This window comes from Bacillus sp. MYb78 (genome assembly GCF_002975115.1).
GTDB lineage: Bacteria > Bacillota > Bacilli > Bacillales > Bacillaceae_G > Bacillus_A > Bacillus_A cereus.
In genome coordinates this window covers 213,452-239,354 of sequence record NZ_PCOB01000007.1, presented here as the reverse complement: position 1 = coordinate 239,354, position 25,903 = coordinate 213,452, and the positions used below count along the sequence as shown (strand labels likewise).

The window sequence follows — 25,903 nt, the reverse complement described above, 5'->3', positions numbered from 1 at the left end:
TTTCAACCGAATACAAAGATTCAAGGAGGTGGTCGGCAACACTCTATCTACAAATATAAGTATCTCATATAACTAGATACTCACGGGTTTATAGGTAAATCCCTTTCCTAAAAAACCTAACTTTATCATACGAGGAGGTGATACACATGGCAATTGAAACAATCGTAATGGATTTAACTTTACGTCTTGTCTTAAACAACGGATTAGATAAGAACGGCAAAACAGTTTTCAAGAGCAAACAATTTAAACGTGTTAAAACAAATGCGAGCTTAGATCAAGTACACAACGTAGCTCATGCTCTCGCTTCCTTACAAGCATCACCACTTCACGCTGTACAACTTGTAAGTACATCAGATCTTTCTAAACTATAAAGTAAAACTCGGATCAGTGGGGATTTTATTCATCCCCGCTGATTATTAGCCCGCAATTTAACCGTCAGACCCAACCCCCGTAAATAGCAGGATAAATACAAAGGAGGGAATAACACATGCAAGTACTAGAATTGATTTTCGCGAAAGAAGATGGAAAAACAGTCGTTTTTTCTATCGATACGCCCATCACACCAATCGATGCACAAGTCGTAAATCAAGTAATGGATACAATCCTTGCCTCATCTGTATTTTCATCCATTGATGAAAATACAAGAAAAAAGGGAGCTCGCCTTGTAGAAAAAAATGTATCTGAAGTTCCAATTACTCTATAAAATGAAAAAGACGAATCTGCATCATTTTGCAGATTCGTCTTTTTTCTTCGGCATTTCAATCGGAATAAAAATCTTTGAAAAACCGACGCATACGTACTTATAATGTTCTTCACCTATATCAAACTCAGTCGTATATGTTGAGAAGAATATATAATCATTTCGCTTCGTATAATGATCAATTAATAACCCAACTTGTGGCTCAACATACTTTTTCGCTAACTTTTTACCGGCCGATGCCAAGTCGCCAAGGAGACCCTCTTCATTCTCTTTTTGAACTTCATCTAGCTTCTTACTCACATCATTACGCTTCATAAACTGCTTCGCTGCCCATTCTGTATATTCTCCTTTACTCGGATTGCTGTTTGCTAAATATACTAGGAGAATGACAACTAAAGCCATAATAATATACTTTTTCTTCATACTATATCACCGCCTACTCTTTTCTATTTTCATATATATGTACAAGCGATGCAAATTAGAAAGACTATCACCTATTGATTGTAAACGAATAGCCAAAATTTACAATATGAAATAGAATATTAACAATTAATTTACTTAATTTATATATAATTATATTCAGAATAAAAATTATAAGGGAGGATATAGAATTATGGATAATGAAAACAACATTTTTATTTCTAGTTCTACAATGATGCTTGAACCATGTAAACACCCTTATTACCGTACAAAAATTATCGACAGTAGCGGGAACCATCTTTACTCTTGTCAAACTGCTCTCCAACTTATACAGAAATCTTGTCTAACAAATATTCATTCTACTTATCAAGGGAGACGTAATGCCGTAAAAACAAAATTTAAATTTAAACAAAACGTTCCAATTCCGATCAATCATAGAGAATATATTTGTGCTTTCCCAACAGAATCTCCTGCTTCTCCAAATTGTATTTGGCTTTTCTTTAAACATGTTCATACAATAGAGTTTTTCCAAAAAGCTAAACGAGCTAAAATTCATTTTTCAAACGGAGCTACCGTAACGATACAAATTAGTTCCCATAAGCTAAGTCAGCAATTATGGAAAGCTGGATATGTATTATCCCAAATGAACATGCAAGATTCATCACCTTAATAACAAATAGAATGGAAGGTAGTATTTCCTTACCTTCCATTCTATTTGCTATTTTTATCCTCTTACACTATCTCGCATTTTCTCGAGTGCTTGCCGATACATCCATCTTACTTGATAATATGTCACTTCCATCTCTAACGCGATTTCTCCCATCGTCTTCCCTACAAAAAAACGTTCAAAAATAATATATTTCTCCTTCTCATCTAACACGCTCATAAAATCCTTCACTTTCATTTCAACGTCTTCAAAATGAAAGATATCCTCATACTCCCCTACACATACATATCTTTCTTGTACAGTAGATTCTTTCTTCAATCTCTCTAATATATAACCACGCACCGTTACGACTGCATATGCGGGAAAACTCCCTTTCTCAGCATCATACCTTTCATACGCATACCAAAGACCAATTAAACCACATTGATAATACTCTTCATGATCTTGATAAATACCTAGCTTCTTTATTTGATTCACAATCATCCCTTCATACAAAACAACTGCCTCTTTAAAAGTCGCTGGCTTCACACAGTACCCGTTTCTAAAAGGTATACCTTTCTAGTATTCCGCGGTACCTTCACAATATAAAAATAAAGAAAAGATTTCACTGTGAGTAATTTCAAATACTACCGATGGAATTTGAAATTACACTATGTAGTATTTAAAATTTTGTTGGTGGTATTTGAAATAGGGATAAAAATAAAAAAGGTGACTCTCTTGAAGAGTCACCTTTTTAAAATAATATGTTATGCACCAAAGCCGCTTACTAAACCTCTTACAACGCCGAATGCAATTGTTAGGATAAAGAAGATTACAATTAAAATCGTAGCTTGTTTCTTACTTAAACCAGCTACAATGTGTAAGCCTAGTCCTGTTAGAATGAGGCTCCAAATATTAAAAATTTCAATTGAAGAGGCAATTCCATGTGCTACTGTCCCTTGTTCAAATAAAGGAGCTAAACTTGTATAAACATCAGTGCCATTTCCATCAAAAATAAAGCCTAATCCTGCATTTAACAATCCGCCGATATAATAAACCAGATTAGCATATAAGTAAATCGATAGTATTTTCATGTACGGTGTATCATTGCTCATAAACATCATAATAATTTTATAAAAACCTGCCGCAATAAAGAGACCTATAGGTGTTCCTAATAGACCAACAAGTGCGCCTCCACCAAGGGTAAATCCTTTTACCATTGCCCCTGCTTCACCATTTAATTCTTTTGCCAATTCTGGAGTACTAATTAATGTTAAGTAAGACACTGCTGTTGCTATAATCGTTCCTAATATAACAAATAAGAAAAATACTCCCCAAACCGGACTTTTCGTCTTCATTCTCTCAAACTGCTCACCTGGAGAAGTAATCATTCCAAATAATGATGGCTTTTTTGAAACTACATCTTGCGTATTAATATTTGCTTCCATTATAACGCCTCCTTCTATTTATATAACCCGTTCTAACGGGCGGTTCACTTCCTCATGCAAGAGGCTACGAACCGCCCACTAGAACGGTAATGTGTAGTTCTACTACACTATTTAATTACTCATAACGCAATGCTTCAATTGGATCTAATTTCGCAGCTTTATTTGCTGGAATTAATCCGAAAATAATACCGAGTGTCATCGAGAACAGTACGCCTCCAACGACAACTTCCCATGAAACAAGTGGTGGCCATTTTGCGAATGTAGAAACGATATATGCTCCGCCATACCCAAGACCAATTCCGATTAAACCACCTAGAAGCGTCAACATAACTGCTTCAATTAAAAACTGTAATAAAATTTTACTACGCGTTGCTCCGAGTGCTTTACGTACACCAATTTCACGAGTACGCTCTGTTACAGATACGAGCATGATGTTCATAACACCAATACCACCAACGACTAATGAAATACCAGCGATACCACCGATGATCATCGTCATAATGTTAGTAACTTTAGAAACATTTTCTTGGAATTCTTTTAAATTAACCAGTTCATATTTACCCGGAATTTCACTTGGCTTACGACTATTTAATACATCAACAGCCTGTTTCCCTGCTGCTTCTAAATCGTCTACATTTTTAGCTTGAATTGCGATACTTTGAATTTCATCTGTTCCGTATAAAACAGGCCATAACGTAAGAGGGATTAACGCTTCTTCCATTTCAAATCCCATAAATTCATTATCAGATGTATACACACCGACAATTTGCATCGGTTGTCCTTTCATCTCAATAATTTGTCCTACTGGATTTACGCCCTTAAATAACGTCTCTTCTGTTTTTGTACTAATCATCACGACGTTATTTGCATGAGAAATATCTGATTCATTTAAAGTACGTCCCTTTACGACCTTTACTTTATTAACCGCAAAATATTCATTATCAAGACCAATAACATTCAAATTTGCTTTTTTATCATTTACATCAAGCACCTCTGAATTCTGGTTTGTCGTAATAACATGTGAAACATCTTTCACTTGTTTTACTTCCAAAATATCCTCTTCCGTTAACTTCGGCATTTCAAATCCACCTATAGCAAACTCATCATTAATATCTGGTTTAAATTGAATTGGCATAAGGTTATTACCACCAGAACCTGCGAATTTCGACTTCAGCATCGCTTCCCCGCCTTGCCCAATTGCAACGACAGTAATAATCGAACCTACCCCGATAATAATACCGAGCATCGTAAGAGCTGAACGTAGTTTATGAGCTAAAATAGAAGATAGGGCAATTTTTATACTATCTAGTAAACTCATACCGCACACCTTCTATCTTCTGTAACTTTCCCGTCTCGCAGTACAATACGGCGGGAAGAATACGCTGCTACTTCCTCTTCATGCGTAACCATAACAATCGTCGTACCTTCTGCATTAAGCTTCGTGAAAATATCCATAACTTGTTCACCAGACTTCGTATCAAGTGCACCCGTCGGTTCATCGGCCATAATGAACGTTGGATTATTTGCAATCGCTCTTGCAATCGCTACACGCTGCTTCTGTCCACCTGATAACTCATTTGGTAAATGATGCACGCGGTCCGCTAATCCAACTTTGCCTAACGCCTCCAAAGCACGCTTACGACGCTCCGCTTTCTTCACGCCACCATATACGAGCGGAAGCTCAACATTTTCCACTGCGGAAAGACGAGGCAGTAAATTAAAATGCTGGAATACAAAGCCAATATATTCATTACGAATTAAAGCAAGCTTTGACTCGTCTGCTGTTAAGATATTCACGTCATTCAGCTTATATTCGCCTTCTGTTGGACGGTCTAAGCAACCAATAATATTCATAAGCGTTGACTTACCAGAACCAGACGGTCCCATAATCGAAACGAACTCACCGCTCTGAATCGTTAAACTAATACCATGCAAAATCGGCACCGCCAATTTTCCTTGATAATACGTTTTAGCAATATTATTTAACGTAATCATTTCTCTTTCACTTCCATTCCGTCATACACATCGTCGGAAGGATTTTTAACCACCTTTTGCCCCACTGTTACGCCTTCTACAACCTCTGTCCAGTCTCCATCAGTAGAACCTTTTTTCACATTTTGTTTACGAAGCTTTCCTTTTTCCTCAACATAAACAAATGCATCATCGCCTTTTTCTACAATGCTTTTACTTGGAACAGCAATCATCGTCTTATTCTCTAAGTTTACTTGCAATGAAACGTGGTAACCTGGAGATAAACCATCTTGACTATCAAGACTTGCTTTATATGTATACTGAGACATATTTTGAGTTGCTTCACCCACGCCGCCAGCTTGCGCCATCTCTGCGCTCGTTGGGAACTCACTTACCTCTGTAATCTTACCTGTCCACTTCTTCTTGCTATTTGCTTTCGCCGTTACAGTGAATGTTTGATCCTTTTGAATTTGTGACTTCTGAAGCTCAGTTAACGTACCTTGAACTTGGAATGGGTCTTTAGAAGCTACTTGTAAAAACGATTTTCCTTGACCACCTAACGCTTGAGATGAACTTTGTGCCGCATCTTTATCTAACTTTTGAACAACACCAGCGAAATTACTATAAATCGTAAGCTCTTTCTGCTTCTTACTTAACTCTTCTTTCTGCAACTTTCCCTTTTCTTTCTCAAGATCAGTTGTCTTTTGAGCTATCTCTAATTCGTTTACTTGCTCGTCCATCGGATCTGTTACTTCTTTCCCAGCTCCGCTATCTTTCGCCTTCTTAATTTCTTTCTTTAGCGAATCAATCTTCTTTTTCCCTTGATCATAACGCATATCTGCCATCTTTTGATCAAGCTCAGCTTGCTTCATTTGAAGATTAATCTCTTCATTATCATAAGAGAATAACTTCGTGCCTTTTTCTACCTCTTGCCCTTCTTTTACCTCAATATCTTTCACTTTTCCTTTAGCCGGATCTGCATAAAAACTTTCAATATTACCAGGCTTCACCTGACCAGAAATTAACTTTGTATTATTCAGCTTACGCTCTGTCACTTTCTCAAAACTTACAGCATCAGCATTTGTTGATGCACCCTTCTTCTTACCTTGCATAACAAAAATATTAATTGCCGCTACAATAACAATTAGTGCAATAACCCCAATAATAATCCATTTCTTCTTCTTGTTTGGAGTACGAACCGTATTTGGTAACATATTCTCGCTCCCTTTTATAACTTAATAGTTTAATATAAAAATTGTATAAAACTTTCTGAAAATACATTACATATTATTACATTATTTTTACAAAGTTTTACACATCCATTTATATTGTAACAAAAATTCCAATGATTAGAAATATGACATTATATCTTTTAAGATAGATTTAAGGAAAGGAAAAAGAGCAATTTTAATTGAATGGAAGCCATTCTTTATTAACAAACTTCTTGCCAAAATGAATCATTAAAATCATTTTCCTAATTGCACCATCGCTATTTTGTCATGTATATTTGACATTTCATCTATTCAATTATAAAATGTCACATATAAATGACATTTCGGTACACGAGGTCTACAACCATCAATGGGAGGGTTATATTTGAATAACGTTAAACAATATCGAAAATCTGAAGGGCTATCGCAACTAGAGTTAGCTAAAAAAATTAACGTGGCGAGACAGACAATAAATTTAATTGAAAACAATAAATATAATCCCTCTTTAGCCTTATGTATCGAATTAGCAAAAGCACTAAAAACAGATTTAAATAGTCTATTTTGGGAGGGAGATTAAATGATGAAAATTGAATGGAAAGAAAGAGTTTATAATAGTTTTGTTGGAACACTAAGTGAGAGAGATGAATACCAAAAACAAGAAATCAATAAAGAGTTATCTGTAGCTGGAATTGGTTTGTGGTGGTTAAATATGTTGGTAATGCTTATTATGTTACTTGTTGATACTATGAATCACACAATATCTATAGGGACAATATTCATTTTTCTATCTAATATGATTTATGCTAATTACTTAGCCTTTAAATTCAAGAAAAAAGGTTTAAGTGATACTGAATGTACAACAAAAGAAGAATATTTACAACACAAGAAAAAATTAAGAAAAGCTGGCTTAAAAGCAGGTGTGCTTTGGGGCTTTCAAATGTTTGTTTTTATGAATTATATCCTTCCCTATGTAGGTTCAGAGGAAATCTCTATTTCTTTATTTAAGGTTGTAATTTTCATCTGTGGCGGCGGATTTTTCGGTCTAACTATGTACGTAATTGGTTTATTAAACCTAAAAAAATTATATTAATTAACAAAAATCATTTATATATTAAACTGCAATTTTACATACTGTTTGTTTTTTCTAATATAAAAGCTATCCAATCACACACAATTGGATAGCTTTTTCAAACAAAATATTACGCTACTTTAGGATCTTTTCTCTCATGTCCACGTTGAACAATAAATAAGAAGATTGTTGATAAAACCGCACCTGTTAGTAGTAAGATGAAACAACCATCCCAGCCAGAACGATCAACAATAACACCAATTGCTGCGTTAGCTACAAGACTTCCGCCTACATAACCGAATAGACCACACATACCAACTGTCGTACCTACTGCAAATTTCGGTACTAATTCCATCGCACTTAAACCGATTAAGAACTGTGGTACATAAATTAAACAACCGATAATAGAAACTGCAATACTTACAACAAGTACGCTAGTTGCTTGCCAATATATAAACGTACCAATAACAACTCCAACCATACTAATAATACATAATGGCATACGTTTTCCTTTAAATAATTTATCACTTAAAAAACCAACGATTAATGAACTTGGAATTGCCATACCTTCAAAGATCGCATATGCCGCATGCGCTTCTGCTTTTGAAAATCCTTTAACTGTCGTTAAATAAAGTGGAACCCAGTTAATAACACCGAAACGAATTAAATAAACAAAAGCATTCGCAATACATAAGAACCATACAAATTTATTTTTCACTACATACTTCATTAAAATTTCTTTTGGTGACATCTTGTTAGCATTATCTGCTTTTTCAAGATTTTCATAGTCATTACGATACTCATCAATTGGAGGAAGACCTTCAGATTCTGGTGTATCCTTCGCATTGATCCAAACAAGAACTGAAATTACCATTGCGATAATCGCAGGGAAAATAAACACGCCGCCTTGCCAATGGTTTTCACCAAAAATACCTACACCAATTCCGACAAGTGGTGGCACAAGCATTCCACCAACGTTATGTGAAATATTCCAAAGACCTGTTTTCGTACCGCGTTCTTTCTTCGAGAACCATTTCGTCATAACAATACTACAAGGTGGTGCTCCCATACCTTGTACAATACCGTTAACAACAAGTAATGTAACAATCATTCCAAATGATGATGCAAAGCCGAAACAAATATTTACAAGCCCTGATAAGAATAAACCTACTGCGATAAAGCGCTGGGCGAAAGCTTTATCTGATAAATTACCCATAAAGAACTTACTAAATCCATAAACAATTGCCATTACTGAACCTAGTAGACCAATTTCAGCTGTACTAAAACCATATTCTTGTACTAAATACGTACTTGATAACGTAAAGTTACTACGAACTAAATAATAAGCAGCATATCCAACTGAAATCCCGATTAACACACGAATACGTAGTAATCGATATACACGGTCGATCATATCCGCTGGCAATCTTTCAATTGCAGGTGCTGGCTTGAGCCATTTAAACATATATTTTCGTCTCCTTTTCTCACTTCAGAGAGAGGCGCTGTCTATTCCATATCTCGATTATTCCGCTATTTGATATATTTTGGTTCGTCCTTCTAACCGGCTGTCCTTCTATTTCTTTCTCATTCTTCGCAAACATCGTTGGCACGCCAAACGACACTTTTTCTAAAATGTGACCCGATTCTTCTGATAAACAATAATCAATAAATAAATCCGCAATAATACCACTCGGTGCACGTTTTAGTTTAGAAATCGCATTAACGGATAACCCAGTTTGCTCAGGTTCGTTACTTAAAATCGGAAAGCCTTGTTTTTGAAGCATTCTCTGATCTCCCATAAAGTTGATGCCTATCATATATTCACCACTCGCAACAAGTTCTGCTGGGATGTAACCATTCACTGTTACTTCTCCAACTTGTTCTGCCAGATTCTTCACATATTCCTTCGCCTCCTCTTCACCTAACGTATCAATAAGTGATTGAAAAAACGTATATGCTGTACCTGAAACATTTGGATCGGGCATGACAATCTTTCCCTTATATACTGGATTCAATAAATCTTTCCATCTTAACGGATACGAGAGACCAAGCGGCGCTATTTCCTCGTTCCACCGCTCTTTATTAATCGCAATTGCCAGCTTCTCCACTTCATAACCGTACCAATAACCATCTTTATCTTTAACAGTTTTTGAAATACGATTTGCATGTTGGCTTATCACAGGAATAGAAAGATTTTTTTGCTTCATCATTTGATGCGCATCTACTGTACCGCCAATAATAATATCCGCCTTCGGATTTCCAGCTTCTTCTTCCACTCTACGAAGAAGTTCTTCTGTTGAAAGACGAATAAATTCATACGTACATCCGCGCGGCTTACAAAATGATGAAAGTAACGCTTCACCAACTTCCTCACGAGCCGCTACATACGCAACAATATGACGATCATCCAAAATAGGGAGACCATTTTTACTATATTTAATAGAGGTTGTATCTCGAGAGCAACTAGACATCGCTCCTCCAATTACTAGCAAAAAGAAGAAAAAGGCTATCTTTCTCATGACGCATTCTCCTTTACGAATAACTCTGCTAGAGAGCCTTTCATATACATGACATTTCCGTTATTATCACCGAGATATTGCACAACAAAGTACGATGGATACACAGAAATCGTAAGAATATCTTCACGATCATTCTTTACACGCTTACCTGTTTTATAAGCTGTAATATAAGCAATCGGTTCATTCTGCGATTGTAATAACTTCTGAATTTCTCCGTAATCTGTAATTTGCTTTGCGTATCGAATAGAATCAAGTATGTGCGTAAGATTGATAGTACGTACCACATCGCCTTGACGTACTACGACGTCCTTTGCTGAAGCAAAGAAATCACTAATACGCTCTGGCGTGTAATACAGGCTTAATAAATACGTTTGAAGTGCTGAAATCATCGGATCCATGCCATTCTTTCCGTATACATTTTCCCCATACTGGAACAAGTCACCTACTGCAAAAGTACGCTTATGTCCATTCAAGTACGTTACTTCTCCAGTAAATACTTGTTCTTGGCTCTTAACGTCCCCAGGCTCTATTCGAATTCGGTCAAAGAATGAAACAATCGTATGCAAACGAACTTCATCCGTTACAACGATTTCTCCCCACTTTTCATGTCTTACTTTCACTTCAATTGGAAGAGATTCATTCACCCTTTGTAAAACGGCTTGTTTATCATTTACAATGTTAATTCGATTATAGATTTGCTTCTCCATAACATAAAACAAAACAAGAGAAACAATCATACAAATGACAAACATAAGAATTTGAAATGATAGCCTTTTCATTTCTGCCTACCTCCAAGATAAAAAAACGTTGTTTCGAAAATACCGCATAATTGTTTCATAAATGTATCATTTAACCGCTTTCAAGTTTTTTATGTCTTCCATCCTTCTCGGAAGCAAAAATGTAATGAATATTGTAGTACCTATTTCTTCACTACTCTCAATCCGCATGCTTCCGCCCTGCTTATTCATAATCTCCTGACAAATATACAAACCATAACCATTCCCGTAACTAGAAGGAAGTGCTTTTCCTTTCGGAGACTCATTCCACTCTGCAAGCACCATTTCATCTATACCGATCCCATCATCATGAACAAAAACCTTTGCCTCATACTCATTCACAATTACATTCATACGAATGTGCGAAGCATCACTATACTTAATTGCATTATCAAGCACATTTAAGAAAATCTGCTTCGTCTTATCAAAATCCGCAACAACATGTACATCCGTTAACTCATTTATCACTTCAATTTCAAACTGATTTAGACGAGGTTTCACAATTGAAACTGCTTCTTCTGCCAATTCCTTTATATTCACAACTGTAGGAGACACTTCAAACGTACTCGTCCCATATTTCGAGGACTTAAGCAGTTCCTCTACAAGTGATAATAAACGCTCACTTTCCACAGCCACATAACGAAGACTTTCCTGCACATCTTCTTTCGAATGTAACTTTGGAATTAAATCAACATAACCGATAATTGCTGTTAGCGGTGTTTTTAGCTCATGCGTAATGCGGTCTAGGAAATCTTTCTGCTTCTCTTTCTCCTCCTGCAATTGCTTAATATGCAGCTCAATTCCATCGGCCATCGCATTAAAAGATGCTGAAAGCTGAGCGATTTCCACGTACTCATTTAACTCAATCTTACTCTTATAATCACCATTCGCGAGCCTCTGTGCCATTTGTCTCAACTGATCAATTGGTTTATGAAGAGACTTCGCTAAACGAATCGCAAAGAAAATACCGGTAGCTACTAAACAAAGAGACGTCATTAAGAACGTCCAGCTCACATTTGTTAAAACTTCCTTCTCACCCGTTAACTCATTTATAAAACGAATACTTCCAATGACATCGTTTCCATAATAAACCGGGCTTGAAAACAAAAGAATGGGAGCGGGATCCGCCTCCTCGAAAACATAAGACTTCTTCCCCTTCAAGGAACTCTCAATGTCGATGTTACGGTGAAGCAATGCTCCTTTTTGTGTATCTGCAACAACATCGCCATTCTTCCCAATCATCTGCACACGGACATCCATACGCTTCGCTAAATACGACGCAATTAAAAGTGAATTAGGACCAAGCGTATCCACTTCTGCTTCCTTCTCTAAATAATTCATCGTATAAATTTGTGCTTCTACACTTAACTTTTCTAAAGAATCTGCTGCGTTATGATACATATTCTTTTCTAACGTAATATAAACAACTGCATATAAAAGAACAAAAATCGGAATTAACAGCCCAACTATTCCAAACACCATATTTCGCTTTAAAGACATACCATCACCACTTAACAATCCAGTTTATAGCCAACGCCATAAATTGTCTTAATATATTCTCCGCTCGTCCCAAGCTTCTTTCGAAGTCTCTGCACCATAATATCAACTGCTCTCGTATTTCCGATATACTCAAACCCCCATACTTTCTCAAGCAACTCATCCCTCATAAACACACGCTGCGGATTTGAAACAAACAACTGACATAAATTAAACTCTCGGTACGTTAACTGAATCTCTTGTCCACTCACATGTACCTTTCTTTCCTTAGGACAAATCACTATCTCTCCAGCCTCAATTACTTCATGACTTACAGCGTTCTCCGTCTTCTTTACACGCCGCGCCATATTCTTAACCCGAAGAATAAGCTCCGCATAATTAAACGGCTTCGTCACATAATCATCAGCACCAAGTTGCAAGCCAAGCAACTTATCATTCATCTGACTTTTTGCCGTTAACATAAGCACCGGAATATCCCTATCCCTCTCACGGAACAAACGAAGCAACTCATACCCATCCGTATCCGGAAGCATAACATCCAAAATCAATACATCTGGCCCTTCATTCCATCGCTCTAAAGCTTCTCTCCCATCAGCCGCTGCCAATACTTCATAACCTTCCATCTCCAACTGCATCCGAATCAAATTACGAATACTCGATTCATCATCAACCACAAGTATTTTCATTATTTTCCTCCTTCCATCATGTATTATAGTACAGTTTAGTATAGCAAAAATCGTACAAAAAAAGAGAGGATATTGTCGAACATATTTTGTCGACGATACCCTCTCCTGTTATATTTTCTCTTACACACTCGCAACAATAACTTCAGCACGCCCTACAATCTTATATTCTCCAAAGTTACTTGGTAATATGAAATGATCCCCTTCTTCAAATCGATACGTTTCATTACCCTGTATTAACTCTCCTTCTCCATCTATTACACTTAAGAGAAGAAATGGACTTTTTTGCGTTAAATTAACCACTCCGTCTAACTTCCATTTATTCACGGAAAAATAAGAGCACTCAATAAAATTGGTTACACGTAAATCTTCTATTTCTTCATATTGAACAGCTTGTTGACTCGAAACAAATGGTGTTTCTATTACTTCCATACTTTTATCAAGATGAAGTTCACGCAATTTCCCCTCTGAATCTCTTCTATTATAATCATATAATCGATAAGTAGTATCAGAGTTTTGTTGTGTTTCTAATATTAAAATACCTTCACCAATTGCATGAACCGTTCCGCTTGGAACAAAGAAGAAATCACCTGGCTTTACTCTCACACGTTGTAATAGCTTGTCCCATTCTTCTTGTTCGACCATATTTACTAGTTCATCTTTTGTCTTTGCATGATGCCCATAAATAATCTCAGCACCTTCTTTACAATCAATGATATACCAGCATTCAGTCTTTCCTAGCTCACCATTTTCATTTATACGTGCATACTCATCATTTGGATGCACTTGAACAGATAAGTCACGATTTGCATCTAAAATTTTTGTAAGAAGAGGGAATCGATCTCCCTCAATATCCCCAAATAATTCTCGATGATTATTCCACAATTGTTCTAAAGACAGCCCTTTATACTTTCCACCTTTAACTACGCTTTGTCCATTTTGATGCGCAGCAAACGCCCAACATTCTCCCGTTTGTTCTGATGGTATTTCATATCCGAAAGAAGTTAATTTCGTACCACCCCAAATTCTTTCTTTAAAAATGGGTGCAAAAAATAATGGTTCTGTCATGATTAAAATCCTCCATTTTATACGATGTCGTCTAATAATTTATATGCTTCCTCTTTCGTTTGGACAGATATTAACCGCTCTCTATAACTATCATCCATAAGCTTTCGTGAAAGCATTTGAAGAATCTTCAAGTGCTCATTTCCTTCACTCTCTTTCGGAACTGCAATCATAAATACTAATTTTGCATCCGTTCCGTCTAAACTTTTCCAATCTACCCCCGATTGTTTAATTCCAAATACAACACTCGGTTTTTTTACTGCATCCGACTTTCCATGAGGAATTGCAATATTCATTCCAATCCCTGTACTACTCTCTGCTTCTCGACTCATAATAGCTTGCTTAAACTCTGAATCAGAATGTAAAACACCTACAGCATTTAATTTCTCAATCATTTCATCAATAATATCGTCACGTGTCTCTCCTGCTAAATTAATATCAATTAGCTCCAGACTCGTTATATCTGTTAATTTCTGAATTTCAACCTTTTCAGCTTGCTTTTCTATTACTTGCTCTTGAACTTCTGCTACTTCCTTTGTTGCTGACACTTCTTTCATTTCTTTTAATTCCTGTGTTTCTTCAGCTTTTGAAATATCTTTCTTTAATACATTCACAATAACCGCTGTAACAAGAGAACCTGCAATAATAGCAATAAAGAACATAAACACGTTATCTACAGCTCCTAGTACCGCAACAATTGGTCCACCATGTGCTACTCTATCCCCTACGTTACCAATCATTGCAATAACAGCACCTGTCATCGAACCAGCCATAATACTTGGAATAACACGTAATGGATCCTGCGCTGCAAAAGGAATAGCTCCTTCTGTAATACCGAATAAGCCCATCGTAAATGAGGCTTTCCCCATTTCCTTTTCCGACTCTTGGAACTTTCTCTTTCCTATAAATGTAGCAAGTCCCATCCCAATTGGTGGAATACAAATTGCTGCTGCAATGGGTCCCATAATTTCATAATTTCCTTCTCCAATCATTGCGGAGCCAAATAAGAATGCCACCTTATTTACTGGACCACCCATATCAAATGAAATCATTGCACCTAAAATTAAGGCTAAAAGAATCGAACTTGAACCTTGCATACCAGATAACCAAGCTGTTAACGATTCAAATACTTGCGCTACAGGAGCACCAATAATAAACACAAACGCTAAACCTACAATAAGTGATGTAAATACTGGAATAATAATAATTGGCATAATTGGTTGAATTGCTTTCGGCACTTTTAACTTTTTAATTCCCAGAGCTACATAACCAGCTAAGAAACCTGCGATAATTCCACCTAGGAAACCAGCCCCACTCTCACTACCATAAAAACTTCCCGTTGCTGCGATATATCCGCCAATCATACCAGGAACTAGTCCAGGTTTATCAGCTATACTGTACGCAATATAACCAGCTAAAATTGGCACCATGAATGCAAATGAAGCTCCACCTATTTGCTCAATTGTTTTCCAAAAAGATCCTTCTGGTATTACTAAACCGCCAGGAGTTTTTTCGCCGCCAAGTGTCAATGCAATTGCGATTAATAATCCCCCAACAACAATGAAAGGAACCATGAATGATACACCATTCATTAAATGACGGTATATAGGGTTTTGTTTTTTTCCTTGCGAATCATTTCCTGTTTTTTGCACATCCGAATGATACACAGGAACATTACCATCTACTACTTTTTGAATAAGTTCCTCTGGTTTACGAATACCATCTTTAACTCCTACAACTAATAACTTTTTACCTATGAATCTATCTTTATTTACTACTCGATCCGCAGCTATAATGATGCCATCTGCTTCACGAATCTCTTGCTCAGTAAGTTCATTTTCAACACCTATACCACCTTGTGTTTCAACTTTCATTTGAATCCCTAATTTATCTGCTGCTTTTTGCAAGTTTTCTGCAGCCATATACGTATGGGCAATCCCATTTGGACACGATGTAATCGCTAATACTTTCATTTTAATCCTCCTCACCCTTATGTAAGCGCCCACAAATACTATATATCAATATTCGATTCATAAAAGTTTTCTTTTTTACCGTAACCTCCGGAAAAAACATTATTTTACCGGAGCAAACAAAAAAGTAAGGCTTCTCGCCTTACCTATTCATATCTTAAATAAGATAAAAACTTCATTATATTCTTTTCCTTTATAAGCTTCTGAACAAAAACAGGTTGTTCACTTATAAAAGACAATTCATGAAATAACTGTTTCGTAACTTCCTTCCCATCACTCTTAACTGCTAACATAAATACAAGCGATACTTTCTCTATTCCCCAGTCTAGCGGCTCCTTCAGCGTAGCCACTGCAATTGCGGATTGTTTAATTAACTTAGGACTTCCGTGCGGAATGGCGACTCCTGCACCAATTGTCGTTGCTGACATTCTATCTCTAGCAATCGCACTTTCAACATACTCTTTCTCTACATATCCCTTTTCATAAAGAGATCTCGCTAATCTTTCAATTAATTCGTAACGATGCTCTACTTCCTGTTGTAAAAAAACTAAAAAAGGAGTTGTATAATTCAATAAAACAAAGTCCTTATTTTCGTTAGATGGTAGTTCATCTAATTTCTTCATAAAATTCTCTAACTTACTTTCTTCACTCCGCTCTAATAAAGGAGATACAACACAATGAGGAATCTTTAACTGTGGAAGATCTATCGTAGAAATAATAAGCTCTACCTTTTTATTTTTCATTAAGTATCCTTCTAAATCGGACTTTGCGATACAATCCATCACATGGACATGCCGGAATTTCCTTTCAATTTTTGTCCGTAATAATTGCGACATCCCTATCCCCATATGACAAACAATAATTACATTTTTTGATACCTTTTTATCGTTCAAGCGCTCCATTGCCGCCTGAAAATGCAAAGTAAGATAGGCTGCCTCTTCCTCAGGGATTTGTAAACTTAATGATTGATTCATATCATCCAGCTCATGAATTAACATATCAAACATATACGGATACATGCGCTTAATTTCATGAAGCATCGGATTCGAGACAGAAAGATTATATTGCAAACGATTTAATGTCGTATACAAGTGCATCTGTAGTCCCTCTACTAAAAATGTATCCTTATCGAAATCGATTTCATTCAACTTAGACATACGATCTATTAAATGCGATACAACTTGTAAAAGCACAGGACTACTCATATTTAACTTATTTCTTTCCCATTCATCTTGATAGCGGATTTTTCCACCTAAAATATGAATGGCTAAATACGCTATCTCTTCTTCAGTAAAATGAACAGTAAATACAAACTCTAACCTTGTTAAAAAATCTAATGTCCACCCATACTCTTTCGTCTCTCGCACAATGTTCAAATCATCTGTAGACATTGAAATTGGTTGCTTTAGCTTCATCCTCCGCACCATAATTAACGTATGTAATAAAAGATTTTCTAACGTATCATCTGTAAAAAATATAGCGTATCTTTTTTGTAACGCTTTCAATTCAGTCATTACAAATTCAATTTCATGATACAAAAACTGCTTTTTAATAAATTGATTCATTAACTCCTGATTATGAATTAAATCTGATAGTTTAGCTAATGCTTTTCTCTTATTTCTCTCATCGCCTTCTACCGTTAAGCCTACCCTCTGCTTTAAAATTAACTCTAATCCCAGTTCCTCAAGCCACTTTTCAATTCTATCTAAATCTTTCTTAACTGCAGCTCTATTAACAAAATAATGCTCGGCAAGCTCCTGCACCGTAACTGGCTTAACATTCATCAACAAACTATACGCTATTTGCAACACTCTCTCCTCGTCTGATGCATAGCTTACATTCTGTTTTACAGCATACAATTTATTAAACAAACTCGCTCTATCATAATCCTTAATTTCTAAACAGACACCTAAACCTGGTTTCCGAATAAGAAGTGCATCTGAATACTTCTCTAAGTATTCCTCAATCACCTTAAAATCATTACGAATCGTCTTCTCCGAACAACCTATCCTATCAGCAAGCTCCTGCACTAACAAATACTCATTAGACTCAGATAATAAAACTTGTAAAATTTCCTGTTGTCTTTTATTCATCTGCTTCACCTGTTTCTTCTATCCTTTGTACCCCATATGTTACTAACATAGTGCATTTATCATAACACATTGGTGTGTTGGTGAATTACGGGATTTTATTGTTTGGAATTTGTTCATTTTTACATAAACAAAAAACCTCAAAAAGTAGTTGAAACTACTTTTTGAGGTTTAAAAAATTATTACTTTTCATACCCATTAGGTTTCTTCTGATGCCAATTCCAAGCATGCTCAATGATTGTCTTCACATTTACATACTGAGGATCCCATCCTAACTTCTCTTTCGCTTTCTGAGAAGAAGCAACTAAACGTGCTGGATCTCCCGCACGGCGCGGTGCTACCTCTGCAGGAATTTCATGATTTGTAACTTCACGAACTGCATCAACGATTTCTTTTACACTGAAACCATTACCATTCCCTAAGTTATAGAAATCACTTTCTCCGCCGTTCTGTAGGTCTTTAAGCCCTAAGAAGTGGGCTGCCACTAAATCTTTAACATGAATATAATCACGGATACAAGTACCATCTGGTGTATTATAATCGTCACCAAACATCATAATCTTCTCACGTTGACCTAACGCCACTTGTAATACAAGAGGAATTAAATGTGTCTCTGGGCGATGATCTTCCCCAATAATACCATTTGGAGTTGCACCAGCCACGTTAAAGTATCTGAAAATCTTATAACGTAAATTAGAAGCTTGGCTATACCAATGAAGCATCTTTTCGATTGCTAACTTCGTTTCTCCATACGTATTCGTTGGATTTGTCATCGTTTCCTCAGTAATAAGATCCACATCTACCTCACCATACGTTGCCGCAGTAGAAGAGAAAATAAACTTATCTACCTTAAACTCATCCATTACCTCTAATAAGCAAAGTGCACCATACACATTATTATTATAATATTGAAGAGGCTTCTCCATACTGACTCCAACTAAAGAATCCGCTGCGAAATGCATAATCGCCTCAATATTTTCTTGTTTAAAAACATCTCTTAAAAATGCTTTATCACGAAGGTCGCCATTATAAAACTTCGCACCTTCCGTAATTGCATCCTCATGACCAGTTTGTAAGTTATCTACCACTACTACCGATAAACCTTCGTCTACTAATTTTTTTACAGCGTGAGAGCCGATATAGCCTGCTCCGCCGCAGATTAAGATTGAATTCATTGTTTTCCTCCTACATATATACTAGCATTTCTTAATTAATCCACTAATATAAAAGGTATACGAGCGCTCGTATACCTTTTATATCTTCTTCATTACTTAGCCACAAAATAATCCGTTACATATTGCGCCCAAATTTCATGACCCTTAGCAGTTGGGAAACCAAATTCTTCTTTTAAATATGGTAGGATAGCCTTTGTTGTTGCATCCGGCCATGCCCCCCAATGATCAACATATGTATAATTATTTTGCGTCGCAAATTGTTTTAATGCTTCAATCGCTTTCGGATAATTCTTCGCACCATACACTGGATTTGATGGTTGAATCATAATCGTAGCACCCTTTGCACTAGTAGAAAGTGCTTGAACGAACTTCTGTGTATTTACTACAGAGTTTCCATTACCAGTTTTACCATTATCAGTAATAAATGGCGGTTCAAATAAAATCACATCTGGATTCTCTTTCGCAATCTCTTTATCACGTTTATTCGTAATTAATTCTTCTGTGCTTTCGCCCTTATATTCCTTTACCTTTACATTCCATAAACCTTTACCGTAAGCAGTTTCTAAATTAGCCGTTAACTTGGCTGCCCAAGCACCTTTTTCAGATGAAGAAGCTTCATCACCAACAATAACAAGATTTACAGCTTTTTTATCCTCAGAAGCTTTCTTCAACTTCTCTTTCACTTCATCTGGTAAATTCTTCGCGTATGCTTCATTAAAAGATGGCTTCGCATCTTGTTTTTTCTCTTCTTTCTTCGCTCCGCTATCTTTCACTTCAGCCTTTGTTTTCGTCACTTCACTCTTCTGTCCCGTTGCATTTGCAACTTTCTTATTCCAGTACAATTTACCGCTCACAATCGAAGCAACAAACAATACAAAAACAACAAGAACAAGTACTGCTTTCTTATTCATCGATTCACCTCATCTATTAATCTCACAATATATAATACTAATATAAATCTATGCAAAAATAAACCCAACTCCTTCCAAAGGAGTTGGGTTATTACATAATTACTTAGTCAATTCAAGGTGCGCTCTTAACTTATTCGTTAAATCTTGTTTCGCTGCATCTGGAACATAATAGTACCAAATACCATCAGCGGCTTTATGGCCGTCACCTGGGATTTGGATTTCTTCACTGTTCTGCATACAGTCTTTATAGTTCTTTTGAATATCAAACATTTGCTCTTGCGTTAAACTTGTTTTAACGTTTTTCTCAATTGCTTTTAACACGTCACCATAGTTTGCTAGAGAAGATACATTTGCACCTTTTTTAATTACAGCTTGAATAACTTGACGTTGACGCATCTGACGACCAAAGTCACCGCGTGGATCTTGATATCTCATTCTAGAATATAGTAATGCTTTATCTCCCTTTAAATGTAATTCACCTTTTGCATAATGAACGCCATCAATTGTAAAGTCCATATCATTATTAATATCTACTCCACCAACAGCATCCACAATATCTTTAAAACCAGCCATATTCACTTCAATATAATGGTCAACTGGTACATTAAGAAAATTCTCAACTGTTTTCACAGCCATATCAATACCACCAAATGCATAAGCATGGTTAATCTTATCTTTTTTACCTTTCCCAACAATTTCTGTATAAGAATCACGTGGTATACTTGTAATTTTCATAGACTTTGTCTTTGGATTTAAAGTAAACAACATTAGAGAATCTGATCGTCCTACCTCATCTTTTCGTTGATCACTTCCCATTAACAAAATTGAGATTGGTTTTTTATCTGCTACATCTACTTTTTCCGATCGTTTATCTGACTTTTCACGATCTAACGGTTTATGCACAGCATCTAACGTGTTAGATACATTAGAATAAACATGGTAAGCATACGCTCCACCACCAATAATCAGCACTCCTATTATACCGAGAATCCAAAATAAAATTTTCTTTTTCATTTCTATACCCTCTTTGCTTATAATTACAAATAAAATACTAAGACCTCTTCATTATATTATAGTAATAATACTAAATATTAAAGTTAAATTCCAAAATTAATTTGACCTATCCTATGGATGAGAGATAATTAAAGTCACATTTCCTTTTATAACAAAACTTTCAATTCCAGCAGGAAGAATAAAGTGATCTCCTTTTTTTATACTAAATTCACCACTTACGGTTCTTAATGTCGCTTCACCTTCAATTACACTGGCTAATTGAAATGGTTGATTTTGCTGAAAAGATGCTTCTATTTGAATCTCCCATTTATAAACTGAAAAGTACTTTTCCCTTACATACTTAGTAATAATGGCACCATTCTTTTTTTCAATTTCAGGATAAACCTTATAATCCTCATGGGGAATTGTTGATACAGCAACTGATTTTTCAACATGTAGTTCTCGCTTATTCCCATCACTATCAATACGATCATAATCATACACACGATATGTCGTATCTGAACTTTGTTGTGTCTCTAATACTAATGTTCCTTCACATAACGCATGGATAGTTCCACTTGGTACGTAGAAAAAATCCCCTGGCTTAATTAATCTACGGCATAATAAACGACCCCAGTCACTGTTTTCAACCATATATTTAAATTCATCATTATTTTTAGCAGTATGACCATAAACAATTTCAGCATTTTCTTCACAATCAATAATATACCAGCATTCCGTTTTTCCTAACTCACCATTTTCATGAATATTTGCAAATTCATCATTTGGATGTACTTGTACAGACAAATCCTTCTTTGCATCTAAAATTTTAGTTAGTAACGGAAATCGTTCAGCTTGATGGTCTCCAAATAATGTTCTATGTTCATCCCACAGTTGCTTTAATGTTAAGCCTTTATATTTACCACCCATTACAATACTTGGACCATTTAAATGAGCAGAAATCCCCCAACACTCACCGACCGTTTGGGAAGGTAAATCATAATTAAATTCTTTTAAAGATTCTCCCCCCCAAATCCTTTCCTGCAACACGGGTTGAAAAAATAACGGTTCTTTATACAAAATAACTCCACCTCTAGCTACTCTCACTACTAATTTTTAACCTTTCAAATAACAAACTTCCTCTATTTCTTTCCATTGCATATAAATCCGAACAATATCTTCCTCAACTAATTCGCTACCTGATTGTACTTCAATAAACTCTAAATCTGTAACAGCCTTAATTGCATGCCTCTGTCTCGGCTGAATTTCTAACACATCCCCAGGCCGAACAACTCGTATTTCATTATCTAATACAAAAATACCTTCACCTTTTACAATTGTCCAAACTTCACTTCTATTATGATGATATTGATAGCTTAAATTTTTACTGGCTGTAATACCAATGCGCTTTGTTAATACTTCGTTTCCATCATCATATTTAGTATGATCTAGTACACGGTACCAACCCCAGCGACGCTCTTCATACATTGGCCTTTGATCCCAATCCCCCACTAATTCTTTCACTCGAGGACTTGCATCTTTTTCTGAAACTAAAATACCATCTGGACTAGCAGCTACAATTATATTAGAAAGACCTAGTACAGAAACTGGGATATCTAGCTCATTAATAATATGGTTTTGCTCACATTCAATCCCCATATTCCCCTTACCAAGGATGTTCATCCCCATTTCTTCTGTAAGGGTATTCCAAGTTCCAAGATCTTTCCATGAACCGTTATAAGGAAGTGCAATAATATTTTCTGTTTTCTCTACTACCTCATAGTCAAAACTTATCTTTGGTAAACTTGCATATCGTTGAACTAAAACATCATATTGAACAGGAAGTCCTTTTTGATCTAATAGGGAGATAATTTTATCTAATTTAAATGCAAATACACCGCTGTTCCAAAGCGCATTTTGTTTTAGTAACTCTTCCGCCTCGGTAGCGGCTGGCTTTTCTTTAAAATGACTTACCTGAATGAGTTCCTGTGTGCTCTCCTCTATATCAGGAACAATATAACCATATTTTTCAGATGGATATGTAGGGGTAACCCCCATTAAACCTAGATCTGCATTTGAAGAGTTTAGTGCCTTTTCTAAATCCAATAACCTTTCAAAGAAACTATTTTCTACGTATGGATCTACAGGTAATACCCCTACAACCTCATCCAAATCAACGTGCTCTTTAGAATATAGATATGAAGCAGCAAGAGCGATTGCCGGGAATGTATCACGACGTTCTGGCTCGATGATAATAGGTACATCATTTCCTAGTTGACTATTAATCATATCTACTTGAGATTTACTTGTAGCAATAACTGCATCATTTTCAATACCTAAGCTTGTTAATTGGCCCCATACCCTTTGAACCATAGATTGCATTTCATCATTCTCATTTTTAAGTACTTTTAAAAATTGCTTAGAACGCGAATCATTTGATAATGGCCATAGACGTTTTCCTGAACCACCAGATAATAATATTAATTTCATTTTTCCACTCCCTTACCAAAAATAAAAAAGGTGAAGATATTATCTCCTCACCCTAGAAATTTTTCATTATATTTTTCCTCTACAATACTTCTAATCTCTTCTCTAAATCTCTCCGGAGAAAATCTTATAGCATTCTCCCTACAATTAGTTGGAGTAAACTTATCATAACTTTTTTCAAATTCATTAATTTTCTCAACAATACTTCCAACAGTTTGCTCTTTAAAGAATAGACCAGTCGGTTTCTCATGATTTAAATCTAAAACAGTTTCTGTAGCACCACCCTTACCATATGTAATAACAGGTGTACCACAAGCCTGTGCTTCCACTGGTGTAATCCCAAAATCTTCTTCTGCAGCAAATACAAAGCCTTTTGCACGTTGCATATGATCCTTAAGTACCTCAAATGATTGATAACCTAAAATTTGAATATTACCTTTAGCCTTAGCTTTCACTTTTTCAAAATCTGGTCCGTCTCCAATAACAACCAACTTTTTATCTGGCATATTTGCAAAGGCTTCTACAATTAAATCAATTTTTTTATATGGAACCATACGTGATGCCGTTAAATAAAAATCTTCTTTTTGTTCATGTAATGTAAATGCAGAAATATCAACAGGCGGATATATTACCTCTGATTCCCTTCTATATACCTTCCATATTCTACGCCCAATAAAATTTGAATTACCAATGAAATAATCAACGCCATTGGCAGTACGGTAATCCCAATTTCTAACCTTATGTAAAATGGATTTTGTTATTAATCCTTTAATTCCTTTGTCTAATTTAGACTCTCTTAAATATTGATGTTGCAAATCCCAAGCATAACGAATAGGAGAATGTACATATGAAATATGTATCTGATCTGGACCAGTTAAGACTCCTTTTGCTACAGCATGTGAGCTAGAAAGGATTACATCATATTGAGATAAATCCAATTGTTCAATTGCTAAAGGCATTAATGGTAAATAATTTCTATATTTTTTCTTTGAGAAAGGTAATTTTTGAATAAAGGTAGTTTTTACTTCTTTATTTTTTATAAATCCTCTATTCTCCCCTAGATGATCCACAACGCTAAATAAATCCGCTTCTGGAAAAACATCTAACATTTGCTCTACAACTTTTTCAGCACCCGCATATGTCACAAACCAATCATGTACAATTGCTATTTTCATTTAGAAACACCACTAATCTTAGAATATATTTGTTTTGTACCTTTTACCATTTGCTGCACACTATATTTACTAACAATCTTTTCTCTCGCTTTAGTCGACATATCAATCCATTTTTCATCTTTTAATTGAACCATTAAGTCAACTATTTTATCCGTATCATCTAATTCGTATAAATAACCATCTTTACCATGTTCCACAATATCTCGGTTTCCAACTACATTAGACAATACTGCAGGTAACCCCACTGACATTGCCTCTAATACCGCTAAAGGCATACCTTCCCACTTTGCAGATGATAAATACATGTTATACTTCTGCATTTCCTTTATTACATTTTGCGTAGGACCGAAAAATATAATATTCCTCTCCAGTTTCCTCATTTTTACATAATCTTGTAATTCTTTCATTTGAGGTCCTTGACCTATAAAAGTTAAGGTAGAATCTTCATACCCATGCCTTTTAATGAGAGTTTCCATTATCTCTATAGATTTTTTTGAGTTTTTTTGATTATCAAACCTCGTTACTGAAACGATGTTAAAAGTTTGATTATTATTAACTACATGATCCCTTGGAATTTCCACACCATTTACAATAACATTGAGTTTATTATTTTGAACTAATTTCACATTATTTACTTTATCCCGTTCTCCATCTGACACACAAATGAAAGAATCTGTGAAATAAGATAAAAATCTCTCTATAAAAATATAAATCTTATTTATAAAATTCTTATAATCTAAGTGTATACCATGAAAAGTATGTACAATATTTACATTTTTTGGAGCAAAAACTTTTAATAATCGACTGTAAATACCTGCTCCCTTTCCATGTGAATGAATAATATCAATATTATTTTTCTTTACAAAACTTAGCATTTCCAAATAGTATTTCAATTTGAATTTTCTATGAGGAATTTTTATTAACTCTCCTTCACCTAATAGCTGTGTATATCTATCCCAATATGGTTCTTCTTCTGGACAAGCAACATAATACTCTATATTGGAATCCATATTCTTTATCAACCGATATACATGTTCAGGCCCTCCACCATAATCTGCTCTAACCGTTATTAATAGCACTTTTTTTTTCACAATTAA

The 25,903-nt window shown here is 35.6% G+C and carries 26 protein-coding genes; 5 read left to right on the top strand and 21 right to left on the bottom strand.

Features of this window, described 5'->3' with window-relative positions:
* Positions 1–146: 146 nt before the first annotated feature.
* Positions 147–371: a DUF1659 domain-containing protein gene (locus CQ064_RS16745; RefSeq protein ID WP_000963861.1), complete on the top strand. Its 225-nt coding sequence runs from the start codon at positions 147–149 to the stop codon at positions 369–371.
* Positions 372–487: 116 nt separating this feature from the next.
* Positions 488–703 carry a DUF2922 domain-containing protein gene (locus tag CQ064_RS16740; protein WP_001197593.1) on the top strand — a complete coding sequence of 72 codons (216 nt, stop codon included), beginning with the start codon at positions 488–490 and terminating at the stop codon, positions 701–703.
* A 21-nt stretch (positions 704–724) separates the two neighbouring features.
* Here CQ064_RS16740 and CQ064_RS16735 read toward each other — a convergent pair whose 3' ends face one another.
* Positions 725–1,123, bottom strand: a complete 399-nt coding sequence (locus CQ064_RS16735; RefSeq protein ID WP_000731400.1) for a DUF4359 domain-containing protein — start codon at positions 1,121–1,123, stop codon at positions 725–727.
* 190 nt (positions 1,124–1,313) lie between these two features.
* Between CQ064_RS16735 and CQ064_RS16730 the strand changes: the two genes are divergently transcribed.
* Positions 1,314–1,790, top strand: coding sequence for a competence protein ComK (locus CQ064_RS16730; RefSeq protein ID WP_000368314.1), 477 nt, complete (start codon positions 1,314–1,316; stop codon positions 1,788–1,790).
* 54 nt (positions 1,791–1,844) lie between these two features.
* On the opposite strand, the gene CQ064_RS16725 is transcribed toward CQ064_RS16730, so the two are convergent.
* From CQ064_RS16725 to CQ064_RS16705, 5 genes are all read right to left on the bottom strand, one after another.
* Entirely contained in the window at positions 1,845–2,315 is a 471-nt protein-coding gene (locus CQ064_RS16725) for a sigma-70 family RNA polymerase sigma factor (protein ID WP_003272436.1), read from the bottom strand.
* A gap of 218 nt (positions 2,316–2,533) precedes the next feature.
* Positions 2,534–3,214, bottom strand: a complete 681-nt coding sequence (gene yknW, locus CQ064_RS16720; protein WP_000387934.1) for a YknW family membrane protein — start codon at positions 3,212–3,214, stop codon at positions 2,534–2,536.
* A gap of 115 nt (positions 3,215–3,329) precedes the next feature.
* On the bottom strand, positions 3,330–4,532 hold the full coding sequence (locus tag CQ064_RS16715) for an ABC transporter permease (RefSeq protein ID WP_000054363.1): 1,203 nt from the start codon (positions 4,530–4,532) through the stop codon (positions 3,330–3,332).
* Positions 4,529–5,209: an ABC transporter ATP-binding protein gene (locus CQ064_RS16710; protein WP_000631619.1), complete on the bottom strand. Its 681-nt coding sequence runs from the start codon at positions 5,207–5,209 to the stop codon at positions 4,529–4,531. Before CQ064_RS16710 ends, CQ064_RS16715 begins: the two co-directional genes overlap by 4 nt.
* Positions 5,206–6,399, bottom strand: coding sequence for an efflux RND transporter periplasmic adaptor subunit (locus CQ064_RS16705; RefSeq protein WP_000937311.1), 1,194 nt, complete (start codon positions 6,397–6,399; stop codon positions 5,206–5,208). Before CQ064_RS16705 ends, CQ064_RS16710 begins: the two co-directional genes overlap by 4 nt.
* Positions 6,400–6,781: 382 nt before the next feature.
* On the opposite strand from CQ064_RS16705, the gene CQ064_RS16700 reads away from it, so the two are divergent.
* Both CQ064_RS16700 and CQ064_RS16695 read left to right on the top strand, forming a co-directional pair.
* A complete protein-coding gene (locus CQ064_RS16700) occupies positions 6,782–6,973 on the top strand; it encodes a helix-turn-helix transcriptional regulator (RefSeq protein WP_001067013.1) in 192 nt (63 codons plus the stop codon).
* Positions 6,974–7,486, top strand: coding sequence for a DUF3278 domain-containing protein (locus CQ064_RS16695; RefSeq protein WP_000975594.1), 513 nt, complete (start codon positions 6,974–6,976; stop codon positions 7,484–7,486).
* A gap of 109 nt (positions 7,487–7,595) precedes the next feature.
* On the opposite strand, the gene pgtP is transcribed toward CQ064_RS16695, so the two are convergent.
* The 15 genes from pgtP to CQ064_RS16620 all read right to left on the bottom strand — a co-directional run bounded on the left by pgtP (position 7,596) and on the right by CQ064_RS16620 (position 25,897).
* A complete protein-coding gene (gene pgtP, locus CQ064_RS16690; protein WP_000477603.1) occupies positions 7,596–8,930 on the bottom strand; it encodes an MFS transporter in 1,335 nt (444 codons plus the stop codon).
* Between the two features lie 19 nt (positions 8,931–8,949).
* Positions 8,950–9,984 (bottom strand): ABC transporter substrate-binding protein, encoded by a 1,035-nt coding sequence (locus tag CQ064_RS16685; RefSeq protein WP_001225642.1) that lies wholly within the window; start codon positions 9,982–9,984, stop codon positions 8,950–8,952.
* Entirely contained in the window at positions 9,981–10,763 is a 783-nt protein-coding gene (locus CQ064_RS16680; protein ID WP_000826624.1) for a DUF3919 family protein, read from the bottom strand. Before CQ064_RS16680 ends, CQ064_RS16685 begins: the two co-directional genes overlap by 4 nt.
* A 66-nt stretch (positions 10,764–10,829) precedes the next feature.
* A complete protein-coding gene (locus CQ064_RS16675) occupies positions 10,830–12,260 on the bottom strand; it encodes a HAMP domain-containing sensor histidine kinase (protein WP_000054008.1) in 1,431 nt (476 codons plus the stop codon).
* 11 nt (positions 12,261–12,271) lie between these two features.
* Positions 12,272–12,943, bottom strand: a complete 672-nt coding sequence (locus CQ064_RS16670) for a response regulator transcription factor (protein ID WP_000699555.1) — start codon at positions 12,941–12,943, stop codon at positions 12,272–12,274.
* Between the two features lie 120 nt (positions 12,944–13,063).
* Positions 13,064–14,008, bottom strand: coding sequence for a mannose-6-phosphate isomerase, class I (gene manA / locus CQ064_RS16665; protein ID WP_000138679.1), 945 nt, complete (start codon positions 14,006–14,008; stop codon positions 13,064–13,066).
* 17 nt (positions 14,009–14,025) lie between these two features.
* Positions 14,026–15,978, bottom strand: coding sequence for a PTS fructose transporter subunit IIABC (locus CQ064_RS16660; protein ID WP_000865786.1), 1,953 nt, complete (start codon positions 15,976–15,978; stop codon positions 14,026–14,028).
* 143 nt (positions 15,979–16,121) lie between these two features.
* Positions 16,122–18,068 (bottom strand): BglG family transcription antiterminator, encoded by a 1,947-nt coding sequence (locus CQ064_RS16655; RefSeq protein ID WP_001042649.1) that lies wholly within the window; start codon positions 18,066–18,068, stop codon positions 16,122–16,124.
* A gap of 179 nt (positions 18,069–18,247) precedes the next feature.
* A complete protein-coding gene (gene galE, locus CQ064_RS16650) occupies positions 18,248–19,240 on the bottom strand; it encodes a UDP-glucose 4-epimerase GalE (protein WP_001084634.1) in 993 nt (330 codons plus the stop codon).
* Between the two features lie 92 nt (positions 19,241–19,332).
* Positions 19,333–20,151, bottom strand: coding sequence for an SGNH/GDSL hydrolase family protein (locus CQ064_RS16645; protein WP_001034211.1), 819 nt, complete (start codon positions 20,149–20,151; stop codon positions 19,333–19,335).
* Between the two features lie 99 nt (positions 20,152–20,250).
* Entirely contained in the window at positions 20,251–21,165 is a 915-nt protein-coding gene (gene tagU / locus CQ064_RS16640; protein WP_000727049.1) for a polyisoprenyl-teichoic acid--peptidoglycan teichoic acid transferase TagU, read from the bottom strand.
* 111 nt (positions 21,166–21,276) lie between these two features.
* The gene (gene manA / locus CQ064_RS16635) at positions 21,277–22,224 is read right to left on the bottom strand and encodes a mannose-6-phosphate isomerase, class I (protein WP_000276318.1); all 948 of its coding nucleotides are present in this window, start codon (positions 22,222–22,224) and stop codon (positions 21,277–21,279) included.
* A 36-nt stretch (positions 22,225–22,260) separates the two neighbouring features.
* Positions 22,261–23,634, bottom strand: a complete 1,374-nt coding sequence (locus CQ064_RS16630) for a sugar phosphate nucleotidyltransferase (protein WP_000767078.1) — start codon at positions 23,632–23,634, stop codon at positions 22,261–22,263.
* 47 nt (positions 23,635–23,681) lie between these two features.
* On the bottom strand, positions 23,682–24,806 hold the full coding sequence (locus CQ064_RS16625) for a glycosyltransferase family 4 protein (RefSeq protein ID WP_000684573.1): 1,125 nt from the start codon (positions 24,804–24,806) through the stop codon (positions 23,682–23,684).
* Positions 24,803–25,897, bottom strand: a complete 1,095-nt coding sequence (locus CQ064_RS16620; protein WP_000731029.1) for a glycosyltransferase — start codon at positions 25,895–25,897, stop codon at positions 24,803–24,805. Before CQ064_RS16620 ends, CQ064_RS16625 begins: the two co-directional genes overlap by 4 nt.
* Positions 25,898–25,903: the final 6 nt, after the last annotated feature.

Coding starts and splice junctions, on each gene's coding strand:
- CQ064_RS16675 (WP_000054008.1), bottom strand. CDS start 12,260: ATGTCTTTAAAGCGAAATATGGTGTTTGGAATAGTTGGGCTGTTAATT.
- CQ064_RS16660 (WP_000865786.1), bottom strand. CDS start 15,978: ATGAAAGTATTAGCGATTACATCGTGTCCAAATGGGATTGCCCATACG.
- galE (WP_001084634.1), bottom strand. CDS start 19,240: ATGAATTCAATCTTAATCTGCGGCGGAGCAGGCTATATCGGCTCTCAC.
- CQ064_RS16685 (WP_001225642.1), bottom strand. CDS start 9,984: ATGAGAAAGATAGCCTTTTTCTTCTTTTTGCTAGTAATTGGAGGAGCG.
- CQ064_RS16630 (WP_000767078.1), bottom strand. CDS start 23,634: ATGAAATTAATATTATTATCTGGTGGTTCAGGAAAACGTCTATGGCCA.
- CQ064_RS16715 (WP_000054363.1), bottom strand. CDS start 4,532: ATGAGTTTACTAGATAGTATAAAAATTGCCCTATCTTCTATTTTAGCT.
- pgtP (WP_000477603.1), bottom strand. CDS start 8,930: ATGTTTAAATGGCTCAAGCCAGCACCTGCAATTGAAAGATTGCCAGCG.
- tagU (WP_000727049.1), bottom strand. CDS start 21,165: ATGAAAAAGAAAATTTTATTTTGGATTCTCGGTATAATAGGAGTGCTG.
- CQ064_RS16655 (WP_001042649.1), bottom strand. CDS start 18,068: ATGAATAAAAGACAACAGGAAATTTTACAAGTTTTATTATCTGAGTCT.
- CQ064_RS16730 (WP_000368314.1), top strand. CDS start 1,314: ATGGATAATGAAAACAACATTTTTATTTCTAGTTCTACAATGATGCTT.
- yknW (WP_000387934.1), bottom strand. CDS start 3,214: ATGGAAGCAAATATTAATACGCAAGATGTAGTTTCAAAAAAGCCATCA.
- manA (WP_000138679.1), bottom strand. CDS start 14,008: ATGACAGAACCATTATTTTTTGCACCCATTTTTAAAGAAAGAATTTGG.
- CQ064_RS16625 (WP_000684573.1), bottom strand. CDS start 24,806: ATGAAAATAGCAATTGTACATGATTGGTTTGTGACATATGCGGGTGCT.
- CQ064_RS16740 (WP_001197593.1), top strand. CDS start 488: ATGCAAGTACTAGAATTGATTTTCGCGAAAGAAGATGGAAAAACAGTC.
- CQ064_RS16695 (WP_000975594.1), top strand. CDS start 6,974: ATGATGAAAATTGAATGGAAAGAAAGAGTTTATAATAGTTTTGTTGGA.
- CQ064_RS16705 (WP_000937311.1), bottom strand. CDS start 6,399: ATGTTACCAAATACGGTTCGTACTCCAAACAAGAAGAAGAAATGGATT.
- CQ064_RS16680 (WP_000826624.1), bottom strand. CDS start 10,763: ATGAAAAGGCTATCATTTCAAATTCTTATGTTTGTCATTTGTATGATT.
- CQ064_RS16745 (WP_000963861.1), top strand. CDS start 147: ATGGCAATTGAAACAATCGTAATGGATTTAACTTTACGTCTTGTCTTA.
- CQ064_RS16735 (WP_000731400.1), bottom strand. CDS start 1,123: ATGAAGAAAAAGTATATTATTATGGCTTTAGTTGTCATTCTCCTAGTA.
- CQ064_RS16670 (WP_000699555.1), bottom strand. CDS start 12,943: ATGAAAATACTTGTGGTTGATGATGAATCGAGTATTCGTAATTTGATT.
- CQ064_RS16645 (WP_001034211.1), bottom strand. CDS start 20,151: ATGAATAAGAAAGCAGTACTTGTTCTTGTTGTTTTTGTATTGTTTGTT.
- CQ064_RS16710 (WP_000631619.1), bottom strand. CDS start 5,209: ATGATTACGTTAAATAATATTGCTAAAACGTATTATCAAGGAAAATTG.